General features: G+C 54.2%; 11 protein-coding genes. 7 read left to right on the plus strand and 4 right to left on the minus strand.

Annotated elements, in window-relative coordinates:
* Positions 1-32 precede the first annotated feature (32 nt).
* The 6 genes from U9M73_RS00120 to U9M73_RS00145 are packed head-to-tail and all read left to right on the plus strand — an operon-like array spanning position 33 to position 8,216.
* Positions 33-1,691, plus strand: a complete 1,659-nt coding sequence (locus tag U9M73_RS00120) for an ABC transporter substrate-binding protein (protein ID WP_323075808.1) — start codon at positions 33-35, stop codon at positions 1,689-1,691.
* Between the two features lie 24 nt (positions 1,692-1,715).
* Positions 1,716-2,642, plus strand: coding sequence for an ABC transporter permease (locus U9M73_RS00125; RefSeq protein ID WP_028538696.1), 927 nt, complete (start codon positions 1,716-1,718; stop codon positions 2,640-2,642).
* 37 nt (positions 2,643-2,679) lie between these two features.
* Complete coding sequence (locus tag U9M73_RS00130) at positions 2,680-3,576, plus strand: ABC transporter permease (protein WP_036699952.1); 897 nt, start codon at positions 2,680-2,682, stop codon at positions 3,574-3,576.
* 9 nt (positions 3,577-3,585) lie between these two features.
* Positions 3,586-5,661, plus strand: coding sequence for an ABC transporter ATP-binding protein (locus tag U9M73_RS00135; protein ID WP_260069741.1), 2,076 nt, complete (start codon positions 3,586-3,588; stop codon positions 5,659-5,661).
* The gene (locus tag U9M73_RS00140; RefSeq protein WP_009224599.1) at positions 5,658-7,124 is read left to right on the plus strand and encodes a DHA2 family efflux MFS transporter permease subunit; all 1,467 of its coding nucleotides are present in this window, start codon (positions 5,658-5,660) and stop codon (positions 7,122-7,124) included. Before U9M73_RS00135 ends, U9M73_RS00140 begins: the two co-directional genes overlap by 4 nt.
* Positions 7,125-7,175: 51 nt before the next feature.
* Positions 7,176-8,216 (plus strand): LLM class flavin-dependent oxidoreductase, encoded by a 1,041-nt coding sequence (locus tag U9M73_RS00145; RefSeq protein ID WP_028538700.1) that lies wholly within the window; start codon positions 7,176-7,178, stop codon positions 8,214-8,216.
* Positions 8,217-8,288: 72 nt separating this feature from the next.
* On the opposite strand, the gene U9M73_RS00150 is transcribed toward U9M73_RS00145, so the two are convergent.
* Positions 8,289-8,537 carry a spore coat protein gene (locus tag U9M73_RS00150; protein ID WP_009224601.1) on the minus strand — a complete coding sequence of 83 codons (249 nt, stop codon included), beginning with the start codon at positions 8,535-8,537 and terminating at the stop codon, positions 8,289-8,291.
* A 15-nt stretch (positions 8,538-8,552) separates the two neighbouring features.
* Positions 8,553-8,738: a hypothetical protein gene (locus tag U9M73_RS00155; RefSeq protein WP_009224602.1), complete on the minus strand. Its 186-nt coding sequence runs from the start codon at positions 8,736-8,738 to the stop codon at positions 8,553-8,555.
* A 482-nt stretch (positions 8,739-9,220) separates the two neighbouring features.
* Here U9M73_RS00155 and U9M73_RS00160 point away from each other — a divergent pair, with 482 nt between their 5' ends.
* Positions 9,221-10,798, plus strand: a complete 1,578-nt coding sequence (locus U9M73_RS00160; RefSeq protein ID WP_232228323.1) for a methyl-accepting chemotaxis protein — start codon at positions 9,221-9,223, stop codon at positions 10,796-10,798.
* Between the two features lie 108 nt (positions 10,799-10,906).
* On the opposite strand, the gene U9M73_RS00165 is transcribed toward U9M73_RS00160, so the two are convergent.
* Both U9M73_RS00165 and U9M73_RS00170 read right to left on the minus strand, forming a co-directional pair.
* Positions 10,907-13,144, minus strand: coding sequence for an S-layer homology domain-containing protein (locus U9M73_RS00165; protein ID WP_323075816.1), 2,238 nt, complete (start codon positions 13,142-13,144; stop codon positions 10,907-10,909).
* A gap of 122 nt (positions 13,145-13,266) precedes the next feature.
* Positions 13,267-14,466, minus strand: coding sequence for an MFS transporter (locus tag U9M73_RS00170; protein ID WP_323075817.1), 1,200 nt, complete (start codon positions 14,464-14,466; stop codon positions 13,267-13,269).
* Positions 14,467-14,476 lie beyond the last annotated feature (10 nt).

The following is a 14,476-nucleotide window of genomic DNA, read 5'->3' on the forward strand; positions in this document are numbered from 1 at the left end:
GTTAGTTTAAGCACAGGGAGGGCGTTGATGCCATGAGAATCATGAAAACCAAGCGCAGTAAATCCATCGTCGCAGCGGCAACGATGATGGTGCTGCTGCTATCGGCCTGCGGGAGCCATCCAACCGCACAAGAAAGCCCAAAGGCTGAGGCGTCCGCCTCGGATGCCGAACAAACAGCTGCCGCACCAGGCGGGGAACTCACTTATGCGCTGGCGACCTCACCCGATACGTTGGACCCGCATCGCAGCGGGCTTGCCGTAGCGGTTCGGGTCCTTCGCACGATCTATGACAGCCTGGTCGTCCAGCTGCCGGACAATACCATCAAGCCGTGGCTGGCGAAGGAATGGACGGTTTCGGAGGACGGGCTCAGCTATACCTTCAAGCTCCGGGAGGATGTCAAATTCCATGACGGAACCCCGTTTAATGCCGAAGCGGTTAAATTCAACTTCGACCGGATTCTCGATCCGGCCACAAAAGCGGCGAATGCGGCTGCCTTGCTTCAGCCGTATGAATCCTCCGAGGTAATTGACGAGTACACCGTCAAGCTCAACCTTTCGACACCGTCCAGAGCGTTCCTTGGCAACCTCAGCCAGGCGCTGCTTGGCATCGTCTCGCCGACGGCAGCCAAGCAATACGGTGATCAGCTGGGACAGCACCCGGTGGGAACCGGACCGTATAAATTCGTGAAATGGGAGGAAAACGCCGGCATTCAGGTGGAGCGCAATCCAGATTATCATTGGGCGCCTGAATTGGTCGACAACCCGGGAGCGCCTTATCTGGACAGCGTGAACTTTCGTATCATTCCGGAGGAAGCGACCCGGATCGGAAGCGTGCAGAGCAAGCAAGTGCTCGCTGCCGAAACGGTGCCGCCTCAGAATGCGATCGCACTGAAGAACCATGCCGAGCTGCAGTTGCTCCAGACCAATACGGTCGGCCTGCCGTATACGTTATTTTTTAATCTGGACCATGCCCCCTGGAATGAGCTGAAGGCCCGGCAAGCCGTGCAGCTCGCAGTTGATGTGGATGCGATCGTCAAGACCTTGTACTTAGGCACTTACGAGCGGGCTTGGTCACCGCTGACGCCGGGAACGTTTGGCTACGATCCTTCGCTGGAGAACTCGATTCAACCTGATCTAACGAAGGCCAACCAGCTGCTGGATGAGTTGGGATGGGTGAAGGGAGCGGACGGCATCCGGGAAAAAGACGGCAAGAAGCTCACCCTGCATTACGTCGACGGAACCCCGAACCGGGAAAAACGCAACGACATCGCGGTGATCATTCAGCAGCAGTTGAAGCAAATCGGCATCGCCGTTGAGGTGGAGATCACCAAAGATGTCCGGACCGTGGTGTATACCAACGGAGATTACGATTTATACGGAAACAGCCAAGTCAATTCTGATCCGAACGCACTCTATTCGTTCTACCATTCCTATGATCCGAACGGACAGCCCACCTTGTCGCGGCTGAACAGTCCAGAGGTGGATGAGTGGCTCGAGCAGGGAAGAGTGGAGAAGGATGACGCGAAACGGGCGGAGCTGTACAAGAAGGTGCAGCATTACATTATCGACAATGCGATCATTCTTCCGATCTACGTGTTCCCTTATACCGTAGCTGCATCCCAGTCCGTACAAGGAATCAAATTCGATTCCCTCGGCTATCCGTTGTTTAACGACGTTTCATTAAAGAAGTAACGCGAAGGGAGCTGCATTAGGAAAATGGTTTGGACGATCTTCCAGCGGCTGATCGCCTCGTTGCTGGTCATTTTCGGATCGCTGGTGCTGGTCTTCACCATTTTGTACGTCCTGCCCGGCGATCCGACGGACGCGATGATTGATCCCGCGCTGGCGACGCCGGAGGCGATTGCGGCCTTACGGCACCAGCTTGGCGTTGACCAGCCGTTCCACGTTCAGCTCCTGCGGTATTTCGGCGGTATATTCCGGGGAGACTTCGGCAACTCGCTGCTGAATTCGGACCCGGTGCTGCCCAAGATCGTGGAGAGCTTGCCGGCTACGCTCGCTTTAACGGCGGCCAGCGCCTTCGTGTCCGTCGTTGTCGGGATCCTGCTGGGCGTTCTCTCGGCGATCCATCGCAACCGGGCGATTGACATTATTGCCCGGATCATCGGATTATTTGGCATCTCCATGCCGACGTTCTGGTCGGGCATTCTGCTGATCCTGATCTTCTCGATTACGCTGGGCTGGTTCCCGGCGATGGGATCGGACGGCTGGAGGACCCTCGTCCTGCCGGCCCTTGCACTTGGCACCGTCGGGGCGGGATTTATCCTCCGGATGGTTCGAAGCAGCATGCTCGATGTCATTGGGGAGCAGTTTATCGTCACCTTGCGATCCAAGGGACTCACCGAGCGCGCGGTGATGTACCGGCATGCGCTCAGGAACGCGTTGATCCCGGCTGTGACGATGATTGGCATGCTGATCGGCGAGATGCTGGCCGGCACGGTCGTGATCGAGACCGTATTTTCCCGACAGGGCATCGGCAGGGTGATCTCGGACGCCATCATGGCCAAGGACTTGCCGGTGGTTCAAGGCGTTATCCTGTTTTCTGCCGCCATTTATGTATTCGTTAATCTGCTAGTGGACATTTCTTATGCGATCATCGATCCACGAGTCCGACGCTCCACTTAATGAGGTTCACGTACTCTATGAACGGGAGGGAAATCGAGTGAGAGAAGCGATCTTCTCCAAAACCGTCTGGCGCGAACGTAAAGCCGGAGCTTCGGCCGCGCCGCGAACCGGCCGATTTTCGGTCAATGACCTGCTTCTGGTGTTGGCCGGATTATTCATCTTGTTTATCGTCGCATGCGCCATCGTCCCTTCCTGGATCGCTCCGTATGCTCCGACGGAAATGCTGACGGACCGTATCCTGCAAGCGCCCAGCCGGGCTCATCCGTTGGGTACGGATTATTTCGGCAGGGATGTCTTCAGCGTGATCGTGCATGGAAGCCGCGATTCCCTCTTTATCGGGCTGGCTTCCGTGCTGACCGGCGGGTTGATCGGCGGAGCTTTCGGAGCCATCGCCGGGTATGCGGGCGGATGGGTGGATACGGTAATGATGCGAATCAACGATATTCTGATGACGATTCCGGGGATTCTGCTCGCGCTTGCGATCGCCGCGGCCCTTGGCCCCAGCCTGTTTAACATCGTGCTGGCCGTCGCCGTCTCCTCCGTACCGGGATATGCCCGCGTGATGCGAGCTCAAATTTTAAGCATTAAAAACCGCACGTTCGTGAAAGCCGCCGCCTCCATCGGCGCTTCGCCCTGGTCGATCTTCTGGAAGCATGTGCTGCCGAACTCCCTTTCACCGCTGCTGGTCATGGCGGCGGTGGGGATCGGCACGTCGATTCTGACGGGATCGGGTCTCAGCTTCCTCGGGCTGGGCGTGCTTCGCGAAATCCCGGACTGGGGGACGCTGCTGTCCCAGGGCAGAGGTTACCTGACCGTAGCTTGGTGGATCTGCACTTTTCCAGGGCTGGCGATTACCTTGTTTGTCTTGGCAGTCAATATACTGGGGGACCGTCTGAGAGATCATCTGGATCCGAAAAAACTTACGCAGCGATAGGAGGGGGCCATGAGGAGCGCATTGTTGGATATTCAGCAGCTTTCCGTTGATTTCAGCACCCGAAACGGACTGATCCAGGCGATTCGGGATGTCACCTTAACGATCGGAGAAGGGGAAACCGTTTGCCTCGTCGGCGAGTCCGGAAGCGGCAAGACGGTCACCTCCAAAGCCATTATGCGCTTGATCGATCATGAGAACGGCAGGATCACGGGCGGCAGCCTCCGCTTAGGCGGGACCGATTTGACGGGACTGTCTGAGGCGGAGCTTCGCCGGGTTCGCGGAAAAAAGATGGCGATGGTGTTCCAAGAGCCGATGGCCGCCTTTGACCCGGTATTTACAATCGGCCGGCAAATCCGGGAAACCATCCTGCAGCATGAGCGGATCTCCAAGCGGGAGGCCGATGAGCGGGCGGTTCGCCTGCTTGAACGCGTGGGCATTCCGGAGCCGAGGCTGCGGCTGAAGCAATACCCGGGCGAACTGTCGGGCGGCATGCTGCAACGGGCGATGATCGCGATGGCGCTGTCCTGCGGCCCGGACCTGCTGATCGCAGATGAGCCGACAACCGCATTGGATGTGACCATCCAAGCGCAGATTCTGAGCTTGCTTAAGGACTTGCAGCAAGAGTTCGGGATGTCGATTTTGCTCATCACGCATGATTTGGGGATTGCCGCCGATATCGCTGACCGTATTGTGGTGATGTATGCCGGGGAAATCGTGGAGGAGGCGCCGGCAGAGCAATTGTTCCGACTCCCCCGCCATCCGTATACCCGCGGACTGCTCCGCTCCATCGCTAAGCTGGATACCGTCCGCGGGACCCGGCTCCATTCCATCGAAGGGTCGATTCCCAGCCTGGCCGAGCCGCCCAGCGGGTGCCGGTTTCATCCCCGTTGCGCTTACGCCACGGAAAGCTGTATTCGGGAAGCCCCGCCTTTAGTGGCAGATGCAGAAGGCCGCCGAACCGCTTGCTGGCACTCGGAAGAGCTGGTCCGGCAGGATAGCTGGCTTGCGGCGCAACCGGAAATCGAAGCCGCCCCGATACACGTACGCAGCTCTTCCTCGGAGAGCGAAGGCCCCATCGCGACGGCCGAACCGACTGATGTAAACGAAGGCGAGGTGCTGTTTGCCGCTGAGCATTTGCGCAAATATTACCGCGTTCACGGCGGAGGCTTAGGGAAACGGACCCGGCTGATCCGTGCCGTAGACGATGTCACGTTTACGATCAAGAAAGGGGAAACCTTTGGCCTGGTTGGCGAATCCGGCAGCGGGAAGTCGACGCTGGGGAGGGTGCTGCTGCAGATGGAGAAAGCGACGGCAGGAAGCGTGTTGTTCGCCGGCGAGGACCTTACTCGACTGAGCGGAGCAGCCTTGCGTTCGGCCCGCCGCCATATGCAGACGATTTTTCAGGATCCTTATGGCTCGTTTGATCCGAGGTGGAAAATCGGGGACAGCATCGCTGAACCGCTCAAAGTTCACGGAGATTTGCCCTCTGGGGAAATCAAGGAGCGCGTTCGCGAATTGTTGGAGCTCGTTGGTTTGGACCCATCTTGGGACGAACGGTATCCGCATGAGTTCTCCGGCGGGCAGCGGCAACGCATCGGCATCGCCCGGGCTATCGCCTTGAACCCGCAGTTCATCTTAGCGGATGAAGCCGTCTCGGCCCTGGACGTGTCCGTCCAGGCTCAGATCATCAACCTGCTGCAGGACCTGCAGCAGAAGTTGGGGCTGACCTATCTGTTTATCGCCCACGGGCTGCAGGTCGTGCGGCATATTTCCGACCGGATTGGCGTGATGTATCTCGGGAAGCTGGTGGAGATTGCCCCAAGCGAATCGCTGTTCCTTCGGCCGGCCCACCCGTATACCCGGGCGCTGATCGACTCCATTCCCCGGAGCCGCCCGGGCGAGGGACAGGGGCAAGGGCAGCTTCCCCGCGGCATCACCGGTGAAATCCCATCCCCGGCGAATCCCCCGGCAGGCTGCCGGTTTCACACCCGCTGCCCGTTTGCCGTCTCGCGCTGCCGGGAAGAGGAGCCGCAGCTTCGGCCGCTCGAAGGCGGCCATTACGCGGCCTGTCATTTTCCGTTATGAGGACTGGAACTGAACGCCGGTTCTGGCCCATTCTCCTGACGTTGTTTTTAGGGTCCTTTGCCGGGGTATATCACGTCGTGTCGCTAAACGTCTCGCTTCCCGGCTTTATCGGGATCTTTCATGCCGAGCTGAATACCGTACAGTGGGTGATTACCGGCTTTTCCTTGGCCTGCGGCATGATCGCGCCGGTCAGCGGATATGTATGCCTTCGGTTTGGGAGCAAACGGGTGTTTCTGTGGTCGCTGGCAGGGATCAGCGTGACCTCGCTGCTGTGCGCGATCTCGTGGAACGTTCAGGCGCTGATCGGGTTTCGTATCCTGCAGGGGGTGTTCTGCGGACTGATCCAGCCGGTTTCCCTGATGATGATTTACCAGACGCTGCCGCGCGAACGCCAACCGCTGGCCGTCAGCGTCTGGTCGTTTTCCACGGTGCTGGCCACAGCGATTGGACCTTCGCTAAGCGGTTGGTTTCAGCAGGTGGATTGGCATCTGATTTTTCTCGTGACCGTGCCGCTCGGCATCGGCGCCTGGATCGCCGCGAAGGTTCTGCTGCCGTCCGCAGGAGGCGCCGATGCTTCGAGAAAATTAGATATCGCCGGGCTGTTCCTTGCCACCGGAGGAAGCCTGGCCATGCTGCTGCTGTTCGGGAATTTGCATCAATGGGGGCTTGCTTCTCCTTTAACCTGGGCGTGCTTGATCGCCGGAGGTGCAGCCTTCGTAATGTTTGTGCGAGTGGAGTTACGCACCCCAGAGCCGCTGTTGAATCTGCGGTTATTTCGCAATTTACCCTTTACAGCAAGCTTAAGTCTGACCCTGATTCTTACGGTAGCCCTGTACTCCGGGGTGTATTTCATCCCGCTGTTCCTCGAGGAAATCCGCGGAATGTCCGCCTTCCATATCGGGCTGCTGTTTCTTCCGGCTGCGGCGTGCCTGACCTTGGCGACCTTCCTCTCAGGGAAAATATACGCTTCCCGTGGCCCCGCGCTGCTGGTTGGTGCGGGCAGCTTGCTGCTGCTGGCGGCCAACCTGCATTTCAGCCGGCTTCATCCGGAGACGACGCTGCTTTCGGTGATCATCTGGTTATGCATTCGTAACGCCGGTACGGGGTTTGCACTCACTCCAGCCACCGGCAGTGCGATGGGGGCGGTGTCCGAGCAGGAATCGGGAGATGCTTCGGCGCTGCTCAGCTGGCTGAGGCAGATCGTTAGCTCCATCTCGCTGGGGATGTTCACGTCTGTGTTCTACGTCCGTTTGGGGATCCATGAAGCCCGGATGCATGCCGAGCTTAACGCTAACGGGCTGAGTCGAGAACAGTTGTACAGGGAGGCGTATACGCAGAGCATTGGAGATGCCTTTTGGCTGGCGAGCGGGTTAATTGCCGCAGCGATTCCTCTTGTTTGGCTGATCCGTAGAAAGAGACAGCCACAAGATGCCGGTGCTCCTGCTTTAAAACGCTCTGTCTGAGGAAAGTAGTCCAATGTAACTTTGATTAACCCGGCAGGAGGCGAAAGCCTGATGAAAGTTGCTTTGTTCAGCTTGATGATGAATGTTCCCAATGCGGTAACGGGGGAAGCGTGGACGGCGCAGCAAAAATTTCAAAATGTGATCGACCAGGCCATCCTCGCCGAAAAACTGGGGTTCGATGCTTATGGGATCGGTGAGAGACACGGGGAACCTTTTCTCTCTTCTTCACCGCCGTTGGTCCTGACCGCGATCGCTGCTCAGACCACCCGCATTCGCCTTCTCACCACCGTTACGGTGTTGAGCGTGCTTGACCCAGTTCGGGTCGCCGAGGATTATGCCACCTTGGATCATTTGTCCGGAGGGAGGCTGACGATGATCATCGGCAAAGGCAACGATCCCCGGCATTACTCGTTGTTTGGCATCACAGAAGAAGAGCAATGGGAGTCGCTCGCCGAACGATACGGATTGCTGAAGCGGCTGTGGACGGAGGAGAAGGTAACCTGGTCGGGCCGTTACCGGCCCCCGCTCCAAGAGGTAACGACCTTTCCGAGACCCCACCAATCGGAAATCCCCGTATGGCACGGCAGCGCATCAAGCACGCTGTCGACGGAGCTCGCCGCCCGGTACGGGGAGCCGATTTTTTCTTCGAACTCTTTTCACCCGTTTGAAAAATACAAAGCCTTAATCGATCATTACCGCGAACGACTGGTCTATTATGGCCATGATCCCCACAAAGCGGTGGTGGGAGCCGGTTCGGGAAGTTTATATCTCGCGGACACGGCCGAGGAGGCCTTGCGGCGGTTTAGACCCTATTATGAGGCGTTCAGCGGGACGGAGGCCGCCAAGCACAATCAATCGCCGTTTACCTCGCTAAAGGATATGGTGGAACGGGGACCGGCCTTAATCGGCAGCGCTGAACAGATTATCGTGAAAATCCTGAAATACCACGAGGCCTTCGGACATACCGTGCTGGGGATTAGCGTGGACGGATTAAGTGAGGCCGAGCAGCGGGAGCAGCTTCACCGGTTTGCCGAAGAGGTGCTGCCGGTTTTGAAACGGGAGATTCCAAACCCCTTGTACCGTGGAATTTAAAAAAAGAGCTTCTTTACACCCGAAAGGGGGTGGAGAAGCTCTTTTTGCTGTTCACTCAAGCTGGGGTTTCACTCAGCCGCCCAGCTGCGATTTTACCTGCTGCACTTCCTGATCGTCCGCCATCATCGCCGGCTGGTAGAATCCTTTGGACTGAGCCAGTTGGAACAGCTCGTATTGCGATTTCTCGCAATTGTCCCGGATTTGCTGAATCGTTGATCTCAGCTGGGGATTCGCGCATTCGGAAATGACGCTGGAGTAGGTGGTCAGGCTGCTTTTGACCATGGACAACGCGTCGTTCACCATATCTTTATCCTGCATCATCGTGTAAAGCTCCTCCTAATTCAGAAATGACATGAGCTGCTGCTTCGTATTCAGTGCGTCCTGAGCCGATTTTTGAAAGTAAGCTTTGACTTGCGGATCAACGGACTGCTGCGCGTAGGCAAGCATTTTTTGATGTGCTGTTTCATGAGCGCCAATCAGGTGCCGCAGGCTTTGCAGCTCCTGTTGATTGATTTGGGCCATGCCATCTGCTCCTTTCCAATGGTATTCGCTGGTTATTGTTTGCGAAACCGGAGCAAATATGCGATGAGTTGATTTTTTCTTGGAAAAAAGCGGCTTATCTGTGAAGAAAACGTGACGGGGATCGGGGAGAAATAGGTCATTTGAGTCTTGTATATTTTTGAACTCGTGACTCTTATCACAATTCCATACCATGTAAACTATTAAAATAGTCACTGTGTTTTTGTCGAATTTAGTTAAAAATGAATATGTAGGTATTATTTAGATTTTATTCCGAAGATGCAGTTAAAGCACCGGGGCATCAACCTATGAAAATTTAATTAAAAGGTGGAATCATCATGTCCAGGCGAGGTAATTTATTCCGATTGTTTAAGAGTTTCAGGTTCCATTCGCTAACCGGCAAATTGCTGGGAATGATCGTACTGCTAATGACAATATGCGCCGTATCTTTCACGCTGGTGTCCTATTACGAGGTCCAACGATCAATGACCAGTCAGATGAAGAGCGACGGGACCACCCTGGTGACGAACATTAAACGCGAAATCATCAGCAATGAGCTGTTGGATATGGAGCAACTGCAGAAGGTATTTCAAACCATCATGGAGGAAGGCAACGGCAACCTCGTTTATGTCTCGCTCTACGATGCCCAAGGGAAATTGATCGTATCGGATAACAGCCAGCTCCAGGGGAACACTGCAGAGGAAATCGACGCCGTCGCTTCTTCCTCGGTTACGGCGTCAAATATGGATTTGTCCTCCGTTGTTGCCAATCAAGAGACGACGGGCCAAATCTTGAAAACGGCCAGTGGTGAGAAGGTTTATAATATTTCCACGGAATTTACATACAACCAAGAGCTCTCCGGTGCGTTAAATGTGGGGATCTCGCTGGAAAGCATGAACGAGCAAATCCGCGATGCACTAATCGAGACGATCGCTATTTCGCTTTTGATTTTATTGTTCGCCGTCGCCTTGGGCGTGTTTATGGGACATCGAATGATTCGTCCGATCGTGATGATGTCCAAATGCATCAAACAGTATGCCGCAGGGGATTTTACCGAAGAATTCATCCATCATAGCCGCGATGAAATCGGTAAAATGGCAGAGGACCTTGCCCATATGCGCAGCAAGCTGGGCGGGATGATGGAGAACATCCAGCTTCGCGCTGGCCAAGTCACCTCCGGTTCGCAGCAGCTATCGATAATGATCGGGGAGAGCTCGCAGGCGGTGAAGGAAATTTCAACCGCGACGGATGCACTGGCGACGGGATCCAGCGATCTTGCGGTGAATGCGCAGGAGGGGTTTGAGCGGCTGAACCGCTTAGCCGAGGAGATTCTTGCCTTGACTGCGCGGGCAGACCAGATGAAGGCAAGCATTGAAGAGACGCAGGAAGCCAACCAAACAACCATGAGTAGCATGAAACAACTGCAGAAAGCGATCCGTGAAAATGCAGAGGTCACCGTCAACATTGAGGAGCAGGTGAACGACCTCAGCGACAAATCGCAGTCGATCACTCAGGTGACGACCGTGATCAAGGCGGTTGCCGAGCAAACGCATCTCTTGGCGCTGAACGCCATGATTGAAAGCGCAAGAGCCGGCGAACAAGGCCGTGGCTTTGCGGTTGTGGCGGAGCAGATTCGTAAGCTGGCCGAACAAACGACAGGTTCGGTGCAGGGGATCGAGGAGATGGTGCGGGAAGTGTCTGCTGCCGTAGCGAAGACCCGGGAGTATATGCAGCAGGGAACCGAAGTCATTACCCGGACAAGCGAGGTGTCGCGGGAGACCGGTCAAGCGTTCCGGCAAATCGATCAGACGATCCATCAGATGATCGCGGGCATGCAAGAGCTGATCGATGGAATCATGCAAGTAAACAACGACAAAAACGAAGTGATCGGCACCATCGAAAACATCTCCTCCATCGCACAGGAAGCCACTGCGTCTACCGAGGAAATCTCGGCTTCAACCGAGCAGCAACTCGCCAGCATGGAGCAGGTATCCGCATCGGCCGTCGAAATGAAAGAGATTGCCGACGATTTGCACCGGATGGTGGAGCAGTTTAAGTTTTGATTAAAGCCCAACAACAACGAACCCCTCGCAAATACAATGTTTCATAGAGCTCTTTACAAAAAAAGTGCCGATGCAACCCTCAGCGAATGAGAAATGCATCGGCTTTTTTTAATTTTGGTAGGCGTTCACGGTTGCATTACCCGCTTCGACCTTTAACCAGTACATAAAATTCTCGCGTGTTTCGATATCGATACTTAAAGAGGGCTCTTCTAGTCCTGTTATAGTTAACGAAAAGTTACCATAATCATCAGCGGTTACCGAACGGGTCATTAGTCTCTTGGACAAAGGGGATGGTCCGTTGATATGAACGGAAAACGTCTTTCCTGCGACCTCTGGAAAAGTTCCCTTAATAAATAAACTATGATCTAAGGAGTAAATGGCTCTAACCGTATTATCAGGGAATCCACCATTTTTTTCATTCTCAGAGAACGGGGTAGGCGACAGCGGTTTTGGCCATATATCATATCCTAGCTCGTATAAGTTTTTCAAGAACACGATGGCTTCGGCTCTAGTTAATTTATCATCTCCGGCGTAGCCCTCTACTGTTGCAGACGTCTTGCCTGAAGTGTATCCCATATTGAACAAATAGCGAATCGAGTCATCATCGGAGTAGTTTCTGCCTCCGAGACCCGCAACGATCCGAGCCACTTGAAGCCTGGTAATTGGTTGGTTGCGAAGTTTGATATCCTTGATACTATCATCTACGTCCAAGTTCAAGGTCCCGGCAAAACGATAATATTCGTCACTCCATGCACCGCGGTCATAGTATGCAGTTCCGGCGCTTTTCTTCATGCTTTGGACCATACTTGAATTGGAATAAAGTTTGAAAAGCATCGCGAAAAATTCAGCTTCTGTAATTGGATTGTTAGGCTTAAAGGTACCATCCTTATATCCGGAGGCAATCTCCCGATCGATAGCCCAAGCAATGGCGCTACTGGCCCAATGAGAATCAACATCACTGAAGTTAGATCGTCCAGAGATATTGACAGTTAACTTCAACTGTTGTCCTTCATATTCAAAGAGAAGTTCCGCCCGACCTGGCTTAATTCCTTTTATTATATTCCCATTGATTTGAATCAGATCTGAACTTGTCGTGAGTTTGTAATTGGATTCGACAGTAAAACGCAATCCATTTGAATACGAAGCAATTACGGTTGGAAGCTCAGCTTGGCCGTTTTGTTTAATAGAAATTTCTTTCGTTTGAGTGGATAGGTTTTGCAGTTCATTTGTTCGACTTGGATCTATCTTGAAAAAGTGAGTCTGATAGGATATTTCGGCAGGTGTACCATCAATTTTACGAAGTCCAGTGATATTTACTGAAAACTGTTCCCCGTCTTGGATCATTTGGACATCATCGGGACGGAAGATGATTGCATAAACGTGACCATATTTCGTAGTATCGACGTTAAAATAAGCTTGCTGCTGCCATTTTAAATCCTCAGAGTCGACGTTGCGGTATCCCGCAGGAAATTCCTCTTTCACCATCTCATGATTAAAATTCCAAGTACGTTGGTCCGATAGTCGGGTTAATTCCACTTTTACATCCGAAAGGGAAGGAGCCTCGAATCGTTCCGGATTTAGCTGCACGGACCAAGCTTGTTGACCATTAAAATATTCAAGCGGGAAATAACCTTTATTGGGATAAAGGGAGTAGTTGAAGTTAAGCGAATCGCTTCGACTGGTATCAAATACCTGCATCGCGCTATAGTATCCGCTCCCTTTAGCAGGGTTAGATTTATATGCCAGACCGAAGCCAATGTTTTTTAGCTGCGGGCTTAATACCCATCTTCGATGGCCTAGTCTATCGATATTACTGACGTCAGAATCATCCATATAGGCATTCACGCTATCCACTAAAATATTTCCGTTGCTTCCGGACGTATAATAAAGATTTGAGGAGCTACTGGATTTGTATCCGATGTCATAGAATTCTTTGAGCATATCGGCTGGTTGTTTTGGCCAATGGGTGAGTTGTCCCACTGTGGAAACAAGTACAGAACCATGCTGTGCTTGCCGGTTTAGTTGAGGATCCAACTGCAGATCACTAGGCAAACCGGTGATAAACCGATAAAAGTTTGCTGTGTCCAAGCCCCTTTTCAGATACTCATCATTCAACTTCCCTGGTAAATAGGGAGCTGTCGTAGCGGGTTCTTCAGCGAAGGCTGGGGAAGTTCCAGAAGTTCCTGTATTCCATAGCCGCCAATGATCGATGATCTCCTCTTTACTTCGCTCCGGTAGCATGCTGTCTAACTGTTCCGCATAAACGCATTTAGGTAATAAAAATGCGCAGAATGTGATTCCAAGGGCTGCGATCAGATGAATCGATATTTTTCTCCAACCTAACATTTAAAGAGGCCACTCCTTTGTCAAACTCCGATAAAATATCGGGAAAAATGTGATAATTAAAACAAATTCGACATTTTTCTGATATTTCCTTCATTTGGGGATGGTGGCTCTCGAAATCTTGATTATCTGCTGACCCGCTCGCGCCGCAGCCCGCGCACCTGCGCGTACACGGCGACGAGCTGCGTCAACAGGCCGGCGATGCATACACCGGTCCAGCCGAAATGCGCATAGCTGAACGAGCCGATCCCGGAGCCCAGAGCTCCGCCGATGAAATACGATACCATATAGATCGTATTGATACGGTTGCGGTACTCGTCGCTGATGGCGTGGATGCGGGCCTGGTTGGAGATCTGCGTCGACTGGACGCCAAGGTCGAGCAGAATGACGCCGACAACCAGGCCCGCCAAGGTGTAGCCGAAGCCGAGCATGCAGGCGTAGGCGAGGATCACCGCGCCCATGCCGATGGCGATGGTGAAGCGCGGACTGCGCCGATCGGCCATCCGCCCGGCGATCGGCGCAGCCAAGGCTCCGACGACGCCAATCAGGCTGAACAGACCGGCCGCGTCAGGGCCGAGGCCGTAGTGCGGTTCGGCCAGCAGGAACGACAGCGTCGTCCAGAACACGCTGAAGGCGGCGAACATCATGCCGCCGTTCAGCGACGCTTCGCGAAGCAGCGGCAGATCTTTAATGAGTGACGCCATCGAGCGGAACAAATCCCCATACCCGGCCATTGCCACGGACGGGGACTTGGGCAGGCGGAACGCTAAGAAGAAGGCCAGAAGGATCATGAGTCCGGAGGCGATAAAATAAACGGTCGGCCAGCCGAGATATTCGCCAACGAGCCCGCTGAACGTCCGGGAGACGAGAATCCCGATCAACAGTCCGCTCATGACAGTGCCGATGATTCGGCCGCGCTCCTTTGGGTCGGCCAGCTGTGCGGCGAGCGGCACGATCAGCTGCGGGACGATGGAAGTGAAGCCCACGGCGAAGGAGGCGACGCTCAGGATGATGCTGTTCCAGGCAAATGCCAGAAACAGCAGGGCGCCGGCGGAGCAGACGAGCATGAACAGAATCAGCGATTTTTTCTCACGGATATCGGCCAGCGGCAGGATCATCAGCATCCCCAGGGCATAGCCAACTTGCGTCAAAGTGGCAGCGTACCCGACCTGGGATTGCGTAACGCCAAACGAGGCGGCAATTTCCGCCAGCAGCGGTTGAATGTAATAGAGATTCGCCACGGCGATGCCGGCGGTGACCGCCATGGTCAACACGAGAAACCGACTCAGCCGAATCGGCGTGCTTTCCGTACTTTCGGTAGGCATGTTTTCTCCA

It is taken from the genome of Paenibacillus phoenicis, from assembly GCF_034718895.1.
Lineage (GTDB): Bacteria > Bacillota > Bacilli > Paenibacillales > Paenibacillaceae > Fontibacillus > Fontibacillus phoenicis.